Source organism: Corynebacterium kalinowskii, from assembly GCF_009734385.1.
GTDB lineage: Bacteria > Actinomycetota > Actinomycetes > Mycobacteriales > Mycobacteriaceae > Corynebacterium > Corynebacterium kalinowskii.
This window is the reverse complement of sequence record NZ_CP046452.1, coordinates 305,914-324,663: the sequence shown is the minus strand read 5'-3', so window position 1 is coordinate 324,663 and position 18,750 is coordinate 305,914. Positions and strand designations below refer to the sequence as shown.

The window sequence follows — 18,750 nt, the reverse complement described above, 5'->3', positions numbered from 1 at the left end:
GGTTATGAGTGTCATTGACCCAACCCGTACCATTACTGAATACCTTTCCCGCGAGGACTGGCGCGTCAATGCCAACGCCAACCAGGACTATTCGCTCGGCGGGATGATCCTCAATTCCAGTGGCAAGATGATCGCCAATTATTGGCTCGATAACGTCTTCAGCCCTGAGGCTGCCACCGCGCACCGCGAGGGCGATATCCATATCCACGACCTGGATATGTTGAGCGGCTACTGCGCTGGCTGGTCGCTGCGTCAGCTGCTGGCGGAGGGTTTCGGCGGAGTACCCGGCTCGATTTCTTCGAATCCACCGCGGCATCTGTCGAGCGCGCTCGGGCAAATGGTGAACTTCCTCGGCACCCTGCAAAACGAATGGGCGGGCGCCCAGGCGTTTTCCTCTTTCGATACCTACTTGGCACCGTATGTTCGGGTAGATAATCTGAGCTATGAGCAGGTCTTCCAGTGCATCCAGGAGTTCGTCTTCAATTTGAACGTCCCGAGCCGCTGGGGCACCCAGACTCCGTTCACGAATGTGACGCTGGATTGGACGTGCCCGGAGGATCTCAAAGATGAGTACCCGATGGTTGGCGATGCCCCATACGGTGAGCTCCAACCCGAGATGGACCTGATCAACCGTGCGTTTATCGAAGTCCTCAGCGAGGGCGATGCCGACGGCCGGCCCTTCACCTTCCCGATCCCGACCTACAACATCACTAAGGACTTCGATTGGGACTCGGAGAACTCGCAAGCCCTCTTCACCATGACCGCCAAGTACGGTCTCCCTTACTTCCAGAACTTCATCAACTCTGACCTCGATCCCGGCGATATCCGTTCCATGTGCTGCCGCCTCCAGCTCGACCTTCGCGAACTCCTCAAGCGGGGCAACGGCCTCTTCGGCTCCGCGGAACAGACCGGTTCGATCGGCGTCGTCACCCTGAACTGCGCTCGACTGGGATACCTGTGCGACACCGAGGAAGAGCTCTTCGCCGAGGTCACGCGTTTGGTGGGGATGGGCGTCGATACGCTCGAGCGGCGGCGCACTACCGTCGCTGACCTGCTCGAACAAGGTCTGTACCCCTACACGCGGCGCTGGCTGCCGACCTTGGACAACCACTTCTCCACCATCGGTGTCAACGGCGTGAACGAAATGCTGCGCAATTTCAGCGGCGAGGACATCACTCAGAACCAGGATTTGGCCATCCGGTTGCTGCAACACATCAACGCGCTGCTGGTGGAAGCACAGGAGTCCACCGGGCACCTCTACAATCTGGAGGCAACCCCAGCGGAAGGCACCACCTACCGCTTCGCTCGACTGGACAAGCAGCGCTTCCCCGACATCATCCAGGCCGGAACTGACGAGGAGCCTTACTACACCAACTCCACCCAGCTGCCTGTCTCGCACACCCCGGACCCGTTCCACGCGCTGGAGCTGCAGGATGCCTTGCAAACCGAGTACACCGGTGGCACGGTGTTGCACCTGTACATGGGCGCGTATCTATCTTCTGGCCAGGAATGCGCGAAGCTGGTGCGTCGCGCCTTGTCGACGTTCCGGTTGCCGTATCTCACCGTCACCCCGACCTACTCGATTTGCCCGACGCACGGCTATCTCGCCGGCGAGGTGCCCGTCTGCTCTTGTGGCGAGAACACGGAAGTGTGGACCCGCGTCATGGGCTATTTCCGTCCCGTTTCCAGCTTCAATACGGGCAAAAAGGGCGAGTTCCATGAGCGCGTCTACTTCGCCTCCTGACCTGCCGATCGCCGGCGTCATCCCCTTTTCCGCCACCGACTGGCCCGGCCAGCTCACCATCACGGTGTTCACCCAAGGGTGCCCGCTGCGATGCCCGTATTGCCACAACCCCACATTGCAGGCGGTGGGACCGGGGCTTGCGTGGGATAGTTCTCTCCTTGAACGTCGCCGCGGGCTTATCGACGCCATCGTCATCTCAGGCGGCGAACCCACCATGCACTCTTCGCTGGGTGCCTTCATTGCCTGGGTGCATTCATTGGGGTTCCCCGTGGGGCTGCACACCAGCGGATATCGGCCATCGGCCATCGCGGCGTTGTTGGCAGCGCCGTCGACCACTCCCGACTGGGTCGGACTCGATGTGAAGGGTTTCCCGGAAGATTGCGAGGCCCTATTCGGGATGTCACCACGAGCAGCCCGCGGTTGCTGGTCGTCACTGGAATTGCTCAGCGACGCTGGAGTTCCGCTGCAGGTCAGGACGACCGTGTGGCCAGCGTTTACTGACCACCTGCCCGCTTTGAAAGCCAAGGTGGGATCCTACGGCCACCAGTTGGTAGTCCAACAAGCGCGGGGTGTGGACGCCGAAGGTCACTTCCGAGCCAGCTAGTTACTCCACGACGCTCACAGCAGCGGATGCAGCAGCAGCTCGCTCGCGCGCGACCTCAGTGGACTCGCCGGTAGCCACTGCCACGCCCATGCGGCGCTTCGCGCCGGCAACTGGCTTGCCGAACAGTCGCAGGTCAGCTTCCGGAACAGCCATGGCGGACGCTACACCTTCATAGGACACCGGACCTTCTGATGCGCCGTAGATGACGGCCGAAGCGCCTGGGGAAACCAACGTGACGTCGATAGGCAAGCCGAGGATGGCGCGGGCATGCAGTTCGAACTCCGAGAAGCGCTGGGAGGCGAGGGTGACTAGGCCGGTGTCGTGCGGGCGTGGGGAGACTTCAGAGAAGTAGACATCGTCGCCAGCAACGAACAGTTCGACGCCAAAGACACCTCGGCCGCCGAGTGCCCCCGTGATGCGAGCCGCGACGGAGCGAGCGTTTTCCAGTGCCGTCGCAGACATAGCCATTGGCTGCCACGATTCAACATAGTCACCGTCCACCTGGCGGTGCCCGATCGGTTCGCAGAACCAGGTCGCATCCTTACCGGTTGCTGGGTCGATGGAGCGAATGGTGAGGAGGGTGATTTCGTAGTCGAAGTCCACAAAGGACTCGATGATCACGCGGCCGGAGTCCACGCGGGCACCGGACATCGCATAATCCCAGGCCCCCTGCACATCCTCTGCAGAGCGCACAACAGACTGTCCCTTGCCGGAAGAGCTCATGACTGGCTTGACCACACATGGGTAGCCGATGCGTTCCACTGATGCCGTGAATTCTTCCAGGGTGGATGCAAACTCATAGCCAGAGGTTGGCAGTCCGAGCTCTTCGGCGGCGAGGCGACGGATGCCCTCGCGGTTCATGGTGAGCTGGGTGGCGCGAGCTGTCGGGATCACCGTGGTGCCAGCTTCTTCCAGAGTGGCGAGGGCATCGGTGGCGATAGCTTCGATCTCTGGGACGATGAAGTGTGGCTGGATCTGTGAGGCCAGCTCGCGCACGGCATCTGCGGAGGTCATGTCAATGACGTACGCGCGGTGCGCTACCTGGTGAGCAGGGGCGTTTTCGTAGCGATCCACTGCATGAACCTCTACGCCGAGGCGCTGCAGCGCAATAGTTACCTCTTTGCCAAGTTCGCCAGAACCAAGCAGCATGACGCGGGTGGCGTTGGGGGCGAGCGGAGTACCGATTCGGTCAGGTGTGTACATGCCTTTCAGTATACTTCCGCAGGTCACGCCCCAAGCTTTATTCAGCCATCACCGGCTTCAGTTCGGGCTTTTGCTTAGCGACGGTCGCCGACAGCACGCCCCAGGCCAGCAGGAATGAGATGGCCTTGTCTACCGGCCCAACGAGAAACACGTCGGTGAGAATACCCGTGAAGGGCGAGTCGCCGAGGAAAACATCGCCAAGCATTGTCACATTGAGCGGAGCGGCCAGAATTGAGGACGGCATACCAATCAGGAATCCGGATACCGCTGCCGCCAGCGGGGTCCGGAAGCTGCCCATTTGCGCGAGGATTCCAGCTGCCATGCCAACAAAGGCTTGGATCGAGGCGAAGTCCAACGCAATCGGATTAAACAGCGCTGTGAGGAGCGCGGAGGCAAGACCTGTTACAGCCCCGGCGTGAGGGCTCAACCAGACCCCGACCACGATAGTGCCCACGGTGTCCAAGAAGATTGGCAAATCCAGAGAGACCACAAGCGCGTTAATAATAAGGTTGAGGGCGATTCCGGGGAGAATCGGCCATAGTTCGGCCCATCTGAAGCTGTAGCGCACGCGCAGCACCAGAAGGGTCAAAGCGATGACTGTGAGCCCCAGACTCGTCCAAATCGTACTGGTATCTACTGGCCAGTTGTTTGGAAGACTGTGGACCGGGCACAGCCAGCTCGCAAGAATGGCAAGCACTGCCAGCACTGTGAGCGCGGCGGGTCTCCATTCCTGCACGACGGTCCTTTGGTCGGGGCTGAGCATGCTTGCTATTCAACCACGCTACCTGTGAATCTGCCAAGTTGTTTGTACGGTTACATGCAGGAACCCTTGATTAACCTAAGGTTATGCCAAGTATTCGCTTCTCCCGGCACACCAATCAACTCACTACTGGGATGACCACAGCGACAATTAAGCACACCAATGCTTTATCTAGGGGATCGCTGGTCGAACCCTCGTGCGCCACGAGCGAGAAGATCACATCAGCTTTTCCTATCCCATATCCCGACAAAGGCATTGTGCCCGAAGCTCGAAGAAAATGAAACGAAAAGCAATCTTTATCGGTCGAGAAGGGGGCGATAGCGTCGTTGCTCGAAAACGGAGTTGCCCCACGTTGGTGGGGCAACTCCGTTAGACATCAGCTTCGATTAAGCCATCACATCATGGCGAACAATGGTCTGGTCACGACCAGGGCCAACACCGATGTAGGAGATCTGACAACCAGACAGCTCTTCCAAACGGAGCACGTAGTCCTGAGCCTTCTGTGGCAGATCTTCAAAGGTAGTGCAGCCGGTGATGTCTTCATCCCAGGCTGGCATGGTCTCAAAAATTGGCTGGGCGTGGTGGAAGTCGGACTGTGTCATCGGCATTTCGTCGAAGCGCTTGCCGTCCACGTCGTAGGCCACGCAGATTGGGATCTCACCGATGCCCGTGAGCACATCCAGCTTGGTCAAGAACAGATCCGTGAAGCCGTTGACGCGGGAAGCGTAGCGGGCGATCACGGAGTCGTACCAGCCACAACGACGCTTACGGCCGGTGTTCACGCCAACCTCGCCGCCGGTGGTCTGTAGGTACTCGCCCCACTTATCAAACAGCTCGGTTGGGAACGGGCCCGCACCGACGCGGGTGGTGTAGGCCTTAATAATGCCCAGGGAGTGCGTGATGCGGGTTGGTCCAACACCGGAGCCAACGCAGGCACCGCCAGCGGTTGGGTTGGACGAGGTAACGAATGGGTAGGTGCCGTGGTCGACGTCCAGCATCGTTGCCTGGCCGCCCTCCATGAGCACGTGCTTGCCCTCGTCGAGTGCCTTGTTCAGCTCCAACTCGGCCTCGATAACCATCGGACGCAGGCGATCAGCGTAGGACAGGAAGTACTGGACCATCTCTTCCGCAACGATTGCCTTGCGGTTGTACATCTTCACCAGCATCTGGTTCTTTACATCCAGCGCGGATTCAATCTTCTGGCGCAGGATGGACTCGTCGAAGATGTCTTGCACGCGGATGCCCACGCGGGCCACCTTGTCGGCGTAAGTTGGGCCGATGCCACGGCCGGTGGTGCCAATGGCACGCTTGCCCAGGAAGCGTTCCTGCACCCGGTCAAGGACCTGGTGGTACGGCGCAACAACGTGGGCATTTGCGGAAATGCGGAGACGGGAGGCGTCGCAGCCGCGAGCGATAAGGCCGTCCATTTCGTCGAAAAGCGCCTCGAGGTTGATCACCACGCCGTTACCCAAGACTGGAACGGCGTTTTCGCTGAGCACACCTGCAGGTAGGAGCTTGAGTTCATACTTCTCGCCGCCCACAACCACGGTGTGGCCAGCGTTGTTTCCGCCATTCGGCTTCACCACGTAGTCAACGAGGCCGCCAAGAATGTCAGTGGCTTTGCCCTTGCCTTCGTCGCCCCACTGGGCGCCGACGATCACGATTGCAGCCATGTTTACGTCACTTCCGATCAACTCGAGTAGCACCCCATGAAGCGGGCACAAAAGACGTTAACCAATTCTACATGGAGGAGGTGTCTGTATTCCTAACTTGGTTCCCTCACTACTGCACCCGACACCTCCGAGACACCCCAAAACTTCTTAGCCAACCAAGGCGCCACGAAAAACACAATGGCGAAGACGATCACCTTATCCACCGGATCCGACAACAGCGCCCAGGCAGAGAACGGCACTTGAAAATAGGTATCAACCGCGACTAAAGAAGTAAAAATATCAAAACTCTGACGCGGCTTCGAACTATTGGACAGCACGTACATCAGCGGCGAACTCACAATCGACACAGTGAGACCTGCGACCAGTCCGCTGACCACCATGGTCAGCCAATTACTGAAACCGTCAAGTCGAGCCACCAAACCAGCAATCCAAGCGGTCACGATGGACGCGGCTGCAAACGGAATGCCAACCGGGGCAACGAAGATCCACAACGAACACGACACCGTCGCACAAAACACACCTGCGGTAGGTCCGAGCAATGCCCCCACCAACACCGATCCCAAAGTGTCGAGATATAACGGCAGGTGGAGGCGGTAGACTGCCTCGCCGATCCCCTGGTCCAACGCCACACCAGCCAGCAGCAACAGTGCCGAGCGCTTATCCAAGGTAGGGATCACCACAATCCCCAACAGGATCATTGCGCCGACCAACGTCGCGACAATGATCCAATTGACATTGGTGCCCACAAACGACATCAACGAATCACTCAGTGGCATCAGCACCGGCAATGCCCATTGCACAAGCAGAAGCAGGGCCGCTAGGACGAACAGCGGCCCCCGCAATTTTTGATTCACGCTCCCAGCTTAAAACGTCCAGCTGAAAAGTACTAGCTTTCCCACGTCTCCGGCGGGATACCCGGATTAGCTACCGTCGGGATCAGCGCAGCGACTGCCGAGTGTCGCGACAGTCCACAGACCTGCAGCAAGTCCACAATCAGCGACCGAGTTTGCCCCATCACCATCAGTCCCGAAAACACTTCAGGAGACACCGCTTTTGGATCTGCCTGAGCTGCGAGCTTTCGTAGTCGCACCACCAAATCAGGAATGTGCGGCGACAGCGCAGCGTCTGGTTGGTGGTAGTACACCTCGGACAGCTCGTGAGAGATGTCGGCCAGCTCGAACAGCATGATGATTTGCTGCTGGGAAACTGTGGAATGGTCGTCGAGAAGAACGCCCGCGCGCCGCACCAGCACTCGCGTGGTGCGCATTGCATTATCGACGGGCCGAAGTACCCGCAAAATCGACCTCAGCTCGCGGCGACGACGCCACATGAGCGGCGACGTGGCGATCACTTCCTTGCCCGTGTTCGCGGCGGCGATCATCGTGTTGATGGCAGCCTGAGAACCACGGGCGCGCTCGAGAGCATCGGAGACCTGGTGAATGTCGTCATCGGTGAGCGCTTCCGCTACTTCCTCCAGCACCTCCGAAATAATCGCCAAGATCCTCGCAATTTCTCGACGCCCGTCCTTGAGCGGTGACTTAGGCACCAACCCCATGACCGCGATGCCGATTACGCCACCGATCAACGCATCCAGCGCGCGGTCAATGCCGCCAGAGGTACCAGGCGGAAAGATTGTCGCGATGAGCACCGACGCAAACGCGGCCTGGTTCGCAGCCAACACGCCACGATCGATGAACATCACCGCCGTCACCGACAAAATCACGCCGACCGCGATCTGCCAAACACCTGTGCCGACAAATGTAATGAGAACGTCGCCGAGCACCACCCCAACCGCCACGCCGAGTACCAGCTCAACGGACTTACGGACCCGATCGCCACCCTGAGTAGAAAGCACAATAATGGTGGCCATCGGAGCGAAGAAAGGTAACGCGTGCTTAAACAGATGCAGCGCCGTCCAATAGGACAGTCCAGCAGCGAAGCCCAACTGTAGGATGTACGGCCACGACACAGCCACTCGCTGCGCCCCCTCGCGCAGTCGTCCCACTGTTAGAGCAGTTGCGGTGGACGTGCGTGTTTGTTTCACACCTTGCAGTCTAGTGTTGCATCGGATCCAGCGAGAGGGACGAGAGAGATTTGAGAACCGAAGTGCGCTGGAGCAGCCTGATCACACCGACAACAATCCAGAAAACTACGAGTTTGTTTAGGAGATCACTAGGGGTGCCATCGCTGACAGGAGGTCCGAATAGCGACCCGAGCAAATTCTCAAGCACGGTATAGTTCACCCCTTCATTCGCAGATGTGATGTTGCCCGCGAAGTACAACGCGATCGGCGTAGAAATTATCGTCGCGACGATGCCAGTAAACAGCGCGCTGAGCACAATCGCAAGCGGCAACAACGCTGGCCGCCACCGATAGAGCAACAGCGCAGTCATACCGGCCACAAATGCGCCATAGCGACTGCCAAGGAGCACTGCCGCCGGCACGCAGCCAATAGTGTCCAGGTAAAGCGGAATTGGAGTCAGGAACATGGCCACAGCGGCGAGCAGCATCACTGCCCCGAGCAAGCCGAATTATTGTACTTCGGCTGCAGACTGAAATTGCCCACCCCATTGGATCTTGGGACGCGCGATGGACAGATACACCCAATTACCGACGATCAGGATTCCTGCCAACACCGCTGCGATACTACGCATTACGTAACCGAAATTCATGATCGCCCCCTCGGTTGCTCCGTCAGCAAATTTTGTGGATACCTAAACAAATGTAGCTGTTGGTAGATTAAATAACCATGCAACTTGTCTCCCTGGGCTGTGGTGCCAGCAGCTTTCCAGCCGACCTTGACCTGCCCGAAATCCCTTCACAGCGCGACTTGCGCTTCCTCGAAGGGATCGCTCGGGCTGCTCTGCCCGAAGATCCCACCCCGTCTCTCGAGGAAATCCAACGCCAGCCCGATGTCAAGCCGTTGGGTGCCCCGCAGCCTGCGCCACAGCGCCCGCTTCGCGACGTCCGATTGGTAGTCATCGGTTCGGACGCTGCCTTATCCGCGGTAATCACTCGCTTGATGCGCCAGGATGATATGTGGATCCAGATAGCTTACGTTCCCACTTCTCCATCAGCTGTAGCCCAGAACCTAGGGCTGGAAAAGGACGCTTTCCACATTGCCCACAACGGGTCGCTGACCCCAATGCCACTCATTCGCGACGATGCGGGTATCGCAGTGGCTGGTTCCGCAAAGATCACCGAGTGGGACGGTGGCGAGATCACCGGCGAGATCATCGTGGATGACCACGTGCTGTTGCACAGCGAGCAGCAAGTGGCCAATTTCGGCGCACGACTTGTACCACTGCGCGATGCTCCGGGAATCGCAGCAGTGAAGAAGGTCAACACCAAGTCTGGATTCTTACGCAAGGAATATGACCCACGCACCCTCACCACAGGGCGCGCACTGCAAGTGGGCGGCCAGAACCTGCGTATCACTATCGATGGAGTGAGTCGAAAGCGTCCAGTTGAGCGGGCGACCTTCTACCGCCATCTCCGGGACGTTCAGTTTGTATTGCCCACCTAATAGATATTCCGATATTGTTTAATGAAGTCACTATAAGTCTCTAGACAAAGAATTGATAGCTCATGGTGAATGAGTCGAAACGCCCCCTGGGGCTAGCTTGGGGAATTGCCTTTTTGAGCTTGATTTATGCTGAGCTCAATACCCCGCCTACCCAAAACTCATTCACAAACTTCCTCGATGCGATGACCGAAGACGGCCCCGCCGCCTGTTTTGGTTTTCTCACGGGTGCCACCGTGATGTATTACCTGCATCACGCCCGCGACGAAGAGGAAGCATCGCGCGCACGCTATCGCATCGTGATGCTCGCAGCTTTCTGCTTAGCCTCGGGCATGATCTTGAACAGCATCCAGGTGGCTATCGTTCCTATCACGGTCACCATTGGAATCGTCGCACTCATTGCGTTGCCACTTTCCCAGTTGAACAATTTGGCATTGTTGCTGGCCTTGCTTGCTTCCACACTTCTGTCCGCACTCATCCACACAGTTTTCATCATGGAATTCCCGGCAGGTGGCCCGTACCCGATCGTTGCTTGGGCGGCTTACGGAATCTGTGGCATCCTCATTTACCGCGTCCTGATGGGCCGCCGGGTGTATGTCTATATCTTGTTCTGGACGGGCGTCCTCGTCGGAATGCTAGGCATTCTTACGGTCCTACCCAACTACCTCCCGGAGCTGTTCGGCATTAGCTCTGATATGGGCACCTACTATCGAGTAAACCCACAAACTACTTCCATTCGTTACCTGTCCTCCACCGCACATTCCGGTGGCCTGATCAACGTAGTCGGCAATTTCGCGGCGGGCACTTATTTGCTGTCAGCGTGTTTTATACTCCAACGCTTCCGATTCCTAGAGCCGATTGTCTCCGCTGGTCGCTTGACCCTGAGTATCTATCCATTCTACGTACTGATTTCTGCGATCTTCATGGCTGGTTTCCCTGGGTTCTCCACCGAACTCAACTCCGCTCTTTCATCACCTTCGGTCTCCGTGAAGCAAGAGGAACTCGATTGGGAGACGTTCTCAACATGGGTGGACGATTCCGATTCCTGGGACGACCTGCACATCCATTCACAGCACTTCTACGGCAACGACGGAACTTCCCTCATAGACAAGCAAAAGACTGAGAACATCGAACGATCAGCTTTCCAATGGTCCTACCCGTTTTCAGCGCTAGCTTTCTTGATCATTTCCACCCTGTGGCTCCGTCGTTTCCCCGACGGCTTGGTCGAAATGCTCCTGTTCCGGCGGCGTAAAGCAAGTTAGCCTTTTCTGGGCTTCTCGACGCCCCTGCCATAGCAAAACGCCCCCTCCAACCGGAGAGGGCGTCTTAAACCGAACTGACTACTACTTGGTTACGGAAGTACCCACGGAGTGCAGGTCCTGGCAAGCCTCGATGACGCGCTCGGACATGGACTGCTCGGCCTTCTTCATGTAGGAGCGTGGGTCGTAGACCTTCTTGTTGCCAACTTCGCCGTCGATCTTCAGGACGCCGTCGTAGTTGGAGAACATGTGGGCCACAACTGGGCGAGTGAAAGCGTACTGGGTGTCGGTGTCAACGTTCATCTTGATGACGCCGTAGCGCAGTGCCTCTTCGATCTTTTCCTTCTCGGAGCCGGAGCCACCGTGGAAGACGAAGTCGAATGGGAAGGCGTCGTCGCCAAGGCCCAGCTTCTTGCGAGCGACCTGCTGGCCCTCGAGCAGAACCTCTGGGCGCAGCTTCACGTTGCCTGGCTTGTACACGCCGTGCACGTTGCCGAAGGTAGCAGCGAGCAGGTAACGGCCCTTCTCGCCGGTGCCGATGGCATCGATGGTCTTCTCGAAGTCTTCAGCGGAGGTGTACAGGTTGGAGCCAGCCTTGGCCTCCACGCCGTCTTCCTCGCCACCAACGACACCGATCTCAACTTCGAGGATGATGTTGGCGGCCTTAGCCTTTGCCAGCAGCTCCTGGGCGATCTCAAGGTTCTCGTCGATGTGGATGGCAGAGCCGTCCCACATGTGGGACTGGAACAGTGGCAGTTCGCCGCGGTCGACACGCTCCTGAGAGATGGCGATCAGTGGGCGGACGTACTCGTCGAGGACTTCCTTCTGGCAGTGGTCGGTGTGCAGCGCGACGTTGATGCCGTAGTTCTTGGCAGCCTCGTGAGCGAACGCAGCAAGAGCGACAGCGCCGGCGACCTTGTTCTTCACAGCCAGGCCGGAACCGAATTCAGCGCCACCGGTGGAGAACTGGATGATGCCGTCGGACTCTGCTTCTGCAAAACCCTTCAGTGCAGCGTTGATGGTTTCGGAGGAGGTGCAGTTGATCGCTGGGTAGGCGAAGCCACCCTTCTTGGCGCGATCAAGCATCTCGTTGTAGACCTCGGGAGTTGCAATAGGCATAGTCTGGGACCTTCCATTCGGGGAATATTTACCTGCCATCAATTATGCCCGTGTTTTCGTTTGCATGCTTTTCGACGGCCATAGGAAAAGGCCCGACCCCCTGCTATTGAGGGGATCGGGCCTTAGTTTTCTAGCTCCAGCTACTAACTATCGCTTAGTTTTCCTTGCGGCGTCGGATCAGAGCTGCACCGAGCAGCATCATCAGCGCGGCGATACCAGCAAGGCCAGCAACATTTGCACCGGTGTTAGCCAGCAGGCCCTTAGGGATACCCTTGGCCTTAGGAGCAGGCTGGTTAGCCACCCCGAGCACCTGGTCTTGACGCTGTGGCTGCTCAGGAGCCGGGTTAGAAATTCCCTGGACCTGGTCCTGACGTGCGCCAGACTCGGAAGAACCGGAGATGATACCGCCACCTACCAGTGGGATCAGCGGGATCAGCGCGAGCCATGGGAACTCAGAAGGCTTACCCACACCCACAGTCTGAGACTGATCATTGAGGTCTTCGTGTTTTGCCACGACTACTACCGTGACGGAGTTGCCGTTTTCGTCAACGATGGTTTCGGTGACGCGACCTGGGAACGTACCCTGACCGGTTTCAACAGCTTGGTTGAGCTTTTCAAAGACAACCAGTTCCTTACCCTGGTACTTCTTCGCCGTCTCAGCATTCAAGACGAACTCGATCACAACACTGCCGTCAGCAGCCTGTGCGGTGAAGTTATTCACTGCAGTTACAGGCAGACCAGATACAGCATCCATGACTGTGGTGCCAGTGGACTTGTCCATCAGCGTGCCGGCCAAGATGTACTGACCACCAGCGACAAGACCTTCGTACTGAACAGTGTCCTTGATGGTGCCACCGTTTTCAGAGATCGCCTTGTCCGTATCCTTGGCATCAGTTGCAGTGGTTCGGATCTTCTCCGCCACGTTCACCGTTTGAGCACCATCGTTAATATCGGTGTGCTCAGCGATTACAGGGGTCTTCTCAGCACCAGAGGTGGTGCCAGTGGTGCCCTCGTTAGTGCCGTTGGAACCAGGGGTTGGCTGGCCACTGCCATCGATCACTGCGTTGTGCAGGTACTCGAAGACCACCAGGGTCTTACCAGCGAAGCCAGCAGGAACAGTGAAGTCAAGTTCAACAGTGCCATTAGCAGCAGCTGCCTTAAACGTCTTCCACGCGGTGATACCAGTGCCAGCACCGGTAGCCTTGTCCATCAACTCACCGGTCACGGTGTACCAGTTGCCAGCAACAAGGCCGGTGTAAGTCACCGTATCGGTCACGACAGACCCGCCCATAGCGAGTGATTTGTCGCCATCAGCCTTGTCGGTCGCAGAGGTGGTGACACCTGGATTCATCGTGGTGGAGTGTGCCTTGTCCTCATTCGAGGTGACCTTATCCCCAGGATTATGGGAGTTGCCATTCTCATCCTTGAATGGGACCTCGTTACCATTGCCATCAACCGGAGTACCCGTTGCCTTAGCAACGTCACCATGGAAGGAACCAGCCTTCGGAGCATTCACCGTAGCGGTGAAGAACTTCGTCTCGCCGACCTTGATGTCCTGTGCAGCAGGAGTGATATTCATAACCGGCTGGGAATCAAACTCAGCACCCAGGATCAGCTCATCAGCAACAGAAACACTCTTCATATCCAGCGCACCAGTGTTCGTCACAGCGAACGTGATCACCAGATCCTGGCCAGCCTTAGCAATGTAAGCGGCCTTAGTGTTCTCAGCATCAATCACGCCAGCAGAACCAGCGCCACCAGCCTGAGGAACCTCAACACCCTTGAACTCCTGGTCACCGATGTACTTCTTCAAAGCAATCTTCGCCACCTGCTCAGAAGGAGCTGGCGTGGTAGAAACTGCCGGGGTGGTGGTAACAATTGGGGTCGTGGTGACTACAGGAGTAGTCGTCACTGCAGGAGTAGTCGTCTCGACAGGAGTCGTGGTCACAACAGGAGTGGTGGTGACCACGGGGGTCGTAATCTCAGGAGTAGCGGTCGCTACCGGAGTCGTAGTTGAAGGCATATCGGTGACGGTAAGCTCGTTACCAGCAGCAACAGCCTGTCCATCCACAGAGGTGACCGTAATTGTACCGTCAGCATTCACCGTGAAGGTGATATCGGTGACCTTCTCGTAGCCTGCAGGAGCTGCATCTTCGACGAAGGTGTAATCACCGGCCGAGAGATCCATGTTGTGTGGCTCCGAAGTAGATGTAAAGGTCTCTACAACATTGTCCGCAGCATCCTTGATCGTGATAGTGGCGCCTGGAAGTTCATTGCCAGCGATGTCAACCTTGGAAATCACTACAGGATGGTCACCAGGGACCACAGGAGTGGTAGTAGCGGCAGTCGTGGTCACAACAGGAGTGGTAGTAGCGGCAGTCGTGGTCTCGACTGGAGTGGTCGTCACAACAGGAGTCGTGGTGACAACAGGAGTTGTCGTCTCGACAGGAGTCGTGGTAGGAGCAGGGGTTTCCTTGGACACGGTCACAGTCTGAGCCGCATCCGTTGGATCCTTGTGCTCTGCAACAGGGGTAACATCCGCAGGCTTCTCAGAGCCGTTAAAAGTGTTGACCAGAGAGACAGCCTCGAAAGCTACCAGAGTCTGACCAGCCCAAGAAGCATCAACCGTAAAGTCCACAGTCACAGTGCCATCAGCAGAGGTAGGAATAAACGTCTTCCACGCAGATGCAGCAACAGTTGCAGGATCGGAGGCAACAACCAGGTCGCCCTCAACCAAGTACACCTTGCCTGGGGTCAGACCAGTGTAAGAGATAACGTCAGTTACCGTCTTGGGCTGCTCAGTAGTGAAGTTAACGTCCTTATCACCATCAGCCTTATCGGTAGCAGTCGTACCGATCTTGACCTCAACAACCGGAGTGGTCGTCACAACTGGAGTGGTCGTCTCGACAGGAGTCGTGGTGACAACTGGAGTGGTCGTCTCGACAGGAGTCGTGGTGACAACTGGAGTGGTCGTCTCGACAGGAGTCGTGGTAGGAGCAGGGGTTTCCTTGGACACGGTCACAGTCTGAGCCGCATCCGTTGGATCCTTGTGCTCTGCAACAGGGGTAACATCCGCAGGCTTCTCAGAGCCGTTAGAAGTGTTGACCAGAGAGACAGCCTCGAAAGCTACCAGAGTCTGACCAGCCCAAGAAGCATCAACCGTAAAGTCCACAGTCACAGTGCCATCAGCAGAGGTAGGAATAAACGTCTTCCACGCAGATGCAGCAACAGTTGCAGGATCGGAGGCAACAACCAGGTCGCCCTCAACCAAGTACACCTTGCCTGGGGTCAGACCAGTGTAAGAGATAACGTCAGTTACCGTCTTGGGCTGCTCAGTAGTGAAGTTAACGTCCTTATCACCATCAGCCTTATCGGTAGCAGTCGTACCAATCTTGACCTCAACAACCGGAGTGGTCGTCACAACCGGAGTGGTCGTCACAACAGGAGTGGTCGTCACAACAGGAGTGGTCGTCACAACAGGAGTGGTCGTCTCGACAGGAGTCGTGGTCACAACCGGAGTCGTGGTCACAACAGGAGTGGTCGTCTCGACAGGAGTGGTCGTCTCGACAGGAGTCGTGGTCACAACAGGAGTCGTGGTCACAACAGGAGTCGTGGTCACAACAGGAGTCGTGGTCTCGACTGGAGTCGTGGTGACAACTGGAGTGGTGACAGTCGCCTTGTCGGTGACCGTCATCGTGTTACCGGATGCAACAACCACACCATCAATCGTGGTCGTGGTGATCGTGCCATCAGCATTCACAGTGAACGTAATATCAGTGACCTTGTCAAAACCTGCAGGAGCAGCGTTTTCCACAAAGGTGTACTCGCCAGCAGGCAGAGTGAACTCATGAGCCGCGGTACCAGAGGTCCACTTCTCAATCTCAACACCAGCAGCATCCTTGATCACAATCTCAGCACCAGCAAGCTCGGCACCAGCGATATCAACCTTAGAAATCTTCACCGCATGCTCGATCGCCTTGTCGGTGACCGTCATCGTGTTACCGGATGCAACAACCACACCATCAATCGTGGTCGTGGTGATCGTGCCATCAGCATTCACAGTGAACGTAATATCAGTGACCTTGTCAAAACCTGCAGGAGCAGCGTTTTCCACAAAGGTGTACTCGCCAGCAGGCAGAGTGAACTCATGAGCCGCGGTACCAGAGGTCCACTTCTCAATCTCAACACCAGCAGCATCCTTGATCACAATCTCAGCACCAGCAAGCTCGGCACCAGCGATATCAACCTTAGAAATCTTCACCGCATGCTCGATCGCCTTGTCGGTGACCGTCATCGTGTTACCGGATGCAACAACCACACCATCAATCGTGGTCGTGGTGATCGTGCCATCAGCATTCACAGTGAACGTAATATCAGTGACCTTGTCAAAACCTGCAGGAGCAGCGTTTTCCACAAAGGTGTACTCGCCAGCAGGCAGAGTGAACTCATGAGCCGTGGTACCAGAGGTCCACTTCTCAATCTCAACACCAGCAGCATCCTTGATCACAATCTCAGCACCAGCAAGCTCGGCACCAGCGATATCAACCTTAGAAATCTTCACCGCATGCTCGATCGCCTTGTCGGTGACCGTCATCGTGTTACCGGATGCAACAACCACACCATCAATCGTGGTCGTGGTGATCGTGCCATCAGCATTCACAGTGAACGTAATATCAGTGACCTTGTCAAAACCTGCAGGAGCAGCGTTTTCCACAAAGGTGTACTCGCCAGCAGGCAGAGTGAACTCATGAGCCGCGGTACCAGAGGTCCACTTCTCAATCTCAACACCAGCAGCATCCTTGATCACAATCTCAGCACCAGCAAGCTCGGCACCAGCGATATCAACCTTAGAAATCTTCACCGCATGCTCAGTGGGGGTTTCTACTGTGACGGTCTGAGCTGCATCGTTGATGTCCCTGTGCTCAGCAACAACAGCGCCAGTGGCATCGTAAGCGGTCTCAAACGCAACCAAAGTTTTACCAGCGTTACCTGCAGGAACGGTGAAAGACAGCTCGACCGTACCATTCACAGCGGTGGCAGTGAACGTCTTTTCTGCGGTGACGCCGGTGCTCGCGCCAGTAGCCTTGTCCATCAGCTCGCCCTTGATTGTGTAAGTCTTGCCTACCTCAAGGTTGGAATATGTCACAGTGTCAACAACAACGCCACCATTGGCAGAAATAATCTTGTCACCATCAATCTGATCGATCGCAGAAGTAGCAATCGACGGCTGGGGTGCAGTCCAAGTTACGGACGCCGTGGCAGATATTTCTGCAGAACGATCGTGGGTAAGAATCGTAGTTTGCGAATGAGACCAACCGGAGCCCACATTTACAATCGCGCCTGAAATAGCAGTGCCAGAAACTACTGCCTTCAAGGTAGCTGTACCTGATTCTGTGGCAAGGGCAGGATCAACAATCTTAAGGTACAACTCTTGACCGGATACCACGTTGTGAATATCAACTGGATTGCCAGACGCATCTACAACCTGAAATCCCTTTGCCGGCTCAACAGAGAATTTGCCGGAAGAGTCGAAGACGATTGGGCCAACAAGTTCGCCACTCTTGGTTGCGGTAACAGCTGTGTTCTGAGAGATACTACCTGAGAAATTCGAGCTCTCTGGACGACCGACATTTGCAGCTGAAAGCAAGTAGTCATAGAGCTTATACTGACCTGCTTGCAGTGCAGCCACTTGCTCCGCATCCTGAAAAGGATCGAATCTGAGGCCGTTGTATTGGAAGTCCGTACCTTCAGTTAGCTCCCAAATCGCAGCCTGAGTCTGAGAAATGGCAGAGGCCTCATTTAGTTCACCTGGCTGCAATCCCAAATGCTGCCGCAACTCTTCTAGGCTCACTGCAGGGTAAGAATTGGCAACGATCCAGTTGACCCTTTCCCGGACTACCTGGTCGCTCTTGAAATTGTTATTTCCCGAAAAGGAATCCCAACGCCCAATCGTGCCTGTGACAGTCGGGGCAATTCCGACGCGCAACTCAATGCAGTACGTCTGCCCGATCAAGACGCCATTAGCATCCTCGATCACAAACAGCTCCGGATAAGAATCCAGGAGCCTTTTAGAATCGTCAATCGGATAACCGGAAGTACCCGAGTTGACAGAAACCGTATCGCCAATTGCGACAGCCTCTGCCTTCTGATTGGTGGCGACCATAACACCACCGACCGCGATAACCAAAGCCATCAATAGGGCTAAAGCCCTACCCCACCAGGATCCAATCCTTGTGTCAGCGAAGCCGGCGAGTGTCCCACCGCTTCGCACTGAACGATTACCAGTCATTTAATTTTTCGACCTTTCAAGGCTCGTCCCGCCCCAACACGGGACGCAGACTTAAGTTTCTCTTAGACATTCACCGCTACCCTTGGGTAGATACATGAACCTAAGAGAACATAGTATGACCTACTCTCAGGTTTGTCTATTCTAATCTTAGTGTTTTTTAAGTGGATTGTCGGAATAAAAGTAGGTGTTTGGTCACCAATTTTCCTATATATGTCGCCAATGTTTCCGTGACCTGCAACTTCACCCGCCTATTGGGAAGTGGTTTGGTTATTTATTAGATAATCTTTCTGAACCGTACTGATAAAGCACGTAAAAGATATTAAGGACACACACTGTTTCGGCCGACTATTTGAATCAAACTCTCAGCAATACCGGCCGCGGCCCTGTTTTAGGCAATGATTCCCCTGCCACTAACTGCAACTTGTAAAGAATGGATGCGGCAAAGCTACCTAAAAACGCTCCCCCACCAGCCCTTTAGTAATACCTTTCCAAGGTGATGTTCCATGCCGTTACAAGCTCAGGAAACGCTCAGGCAATGACCTTTACACTCAGGAACCCTGCCGATCGCCGATGCCT

Annotated in this window: 13 protein-coding genes; 4 read left to right on the top strand and 9 right to left on the bottom strand. The window is 56.2% G+C overall.

Features of this window, described 5'->3' with window-relative positions:
- Nucleotides 1–4: 4 nt before the first annotated feature.
- Entirely contained in the window at nt 5–1,744 is a 1,740-nt protein-coding gene (locus CKALI_RS01515; protein ID WP_156191632.1) for a ribonucleoside triphosphate reductase, read from the top strand.
- Nucleotides 1,719–2,348, top strand: coding sequence for an anaerobic ribonucleoside-triphosphate reductase activating protein (locus CKALI_RS01510; protein ID WP_156191631.1), 630 nt, complete (start codon nt 1,719–1,721; stop codon nt 2,346–2,348). Before CKALI_RS01515 ends, CKALI_RS01510 begins: the two co-directional genes overlap by 26 nt.
- On the opposite strand, the gene purT is transcribed toward CKALI_RS01510, so the two are convergent.
- The 7 genes from purT to CKALI_RS12275 all read right to left on the bottom strand — a co-directional run bounded on the left by purT (nt 2,349) and on the right by CKALI_RS12275 (nt 8,638).
- Nucleotides 2,349–3,551 (bottom strand): formate-dependent phosphoribosylglycinamide formyltransferase, encoded by a 1,203-nt coding sequence (purT, locus tag CKALI_RS01505; RefSeq protein ID WP_156191630.1) that lies wholly within the window; start codon nt 3,549–3,551, stop codon nt 2,349–2,351.
- Between the two features lie 37 nt (nt 3,552–3,588).
- Nucleotides 3,589–4,287, bottom strand: coding sequence for a hypothetical protein (locus tag CKALI_RS01500; protein WP_156191629.1), 699 nt, complete (start codon nt 4,285–4,287; stop codon nt 3,589–3,591).
- 410 nt (nt 4,288–4,697) lie between these two features.
- Nucleotides 4,698–5,984: an adenylosuccinate synthase gene (locus CKALI_RS01495; RefSeq protein WP_156191628.1), complete on the bottom strand. Its 1,287-nt coding sequence runs from the start codon at nt 5,982–5,984 to the stop codon at nt 4,698–4,700.
- A 92-nt stretch (nt 5,985–6,076) separates the two neighbouring features.
- Entirely contained in the window at nt 6,077–6,838 is a 762-nt protein-coding gene (locus CKALI_RS01490; protein ID WP_156191627.1) for a hypothetical protein, read from the bottom strand.
- Between the two features lie 32 nt (nt 6,839–6,870).
- A complete protein-coding gene (locus tag CKALI_RS01485; protein WP_156193615.1) occupies nt 6,871–7,989 on the bottom strand; it encodes an FUSC family protein in 1,119 nt (372 codons plus the stop codon).
- A 49-nt stretch (nt 7,990–8,038) separates the two neighbouring features.
- Nucleotides 8,039–8,509, bottom strand: a complete 471-nt coding sequence (locus tag CKALI_RS01480) for a hypothetical protein (RefSeq protein WP_156191626.1) — start codon at nt 8,507–8,509, stop codon at nt 8,039–8,041.
- A gap of 6 nt (nt 8,510–8,515) precedes the next feature.
- Entirely contained in the window at nt 8,516–8,638 is a 123-nt protein-coding gene (locus tag CKALI_RS12275) for a hypothetical protein (RefSeq protein WP_269076357.1), read from the bottom strand.
- A 95-nt stretch (nt 8,639–8,733) separates the two neighbouring features.
- Here CKALI_RS12275 and CKALI_RS01475 point away from each other — a divergent pair, with 95 nt between their 5' ends.
- On the top strand, nt 8,734–9,510 hold the full coding sequence (locus CKALI_RS01475) for a hypothetical protein (protein ID WP_156191625.1): 777 nt from the start codon (nt 8,734–8,736) through the stop codon (nt 9,508–9,510).
- A gap of 113 nt (nt 9,511–9,623) precedes the next feature.
- Nucleotides 9,624–10,769, top strand: a complete 1,146-nt coding sequence (locus CKALI_RS01470; RefSeq protein WP_156191624.1) for a hypothetical protein — start codon at nt 9,624–9,626, stop codon at nt 10,767–10,769.
- An 81-nt stretch (nt 10,770–10,850) separates the two neighbouring features.
- Here the strand turns inward: CKALI_RS01470 and fbaA are convergent, their stop codons facing one another.
- Together fbaA and CKALI_RS01460 are read right to left on the bottom strand one after the other, a co-directional pair.
- Nucleotides 10,851–11,885 (bottom strand): class II fructose-bisphosphate aldolase, encoded by a 1,035-nt coding sequence (gene fbaA, locus CKALI_RS01465; protein WP_156191623.1) that lies wholly within the window; start codon nt 11,883–11,885, stop codon nt 10,851–10,853.
- A gap of 154 nt (nt 11,886–12,039) precedes the next feature.
- Nucleotides 12,040–18,174, bottom strand: coding sequence for a VaFE repeat-containing surface-anchored protein (locus CKALI_RS01460; RefSeq protein ID WP_156191622.1), 6,135 nt, complete (start codon nt 18,172–18,174; stop codon nt 12,040–12,042).
- Between the last annotated feature and the right edge of the window lie 576 nt (nt 18,175–18,750).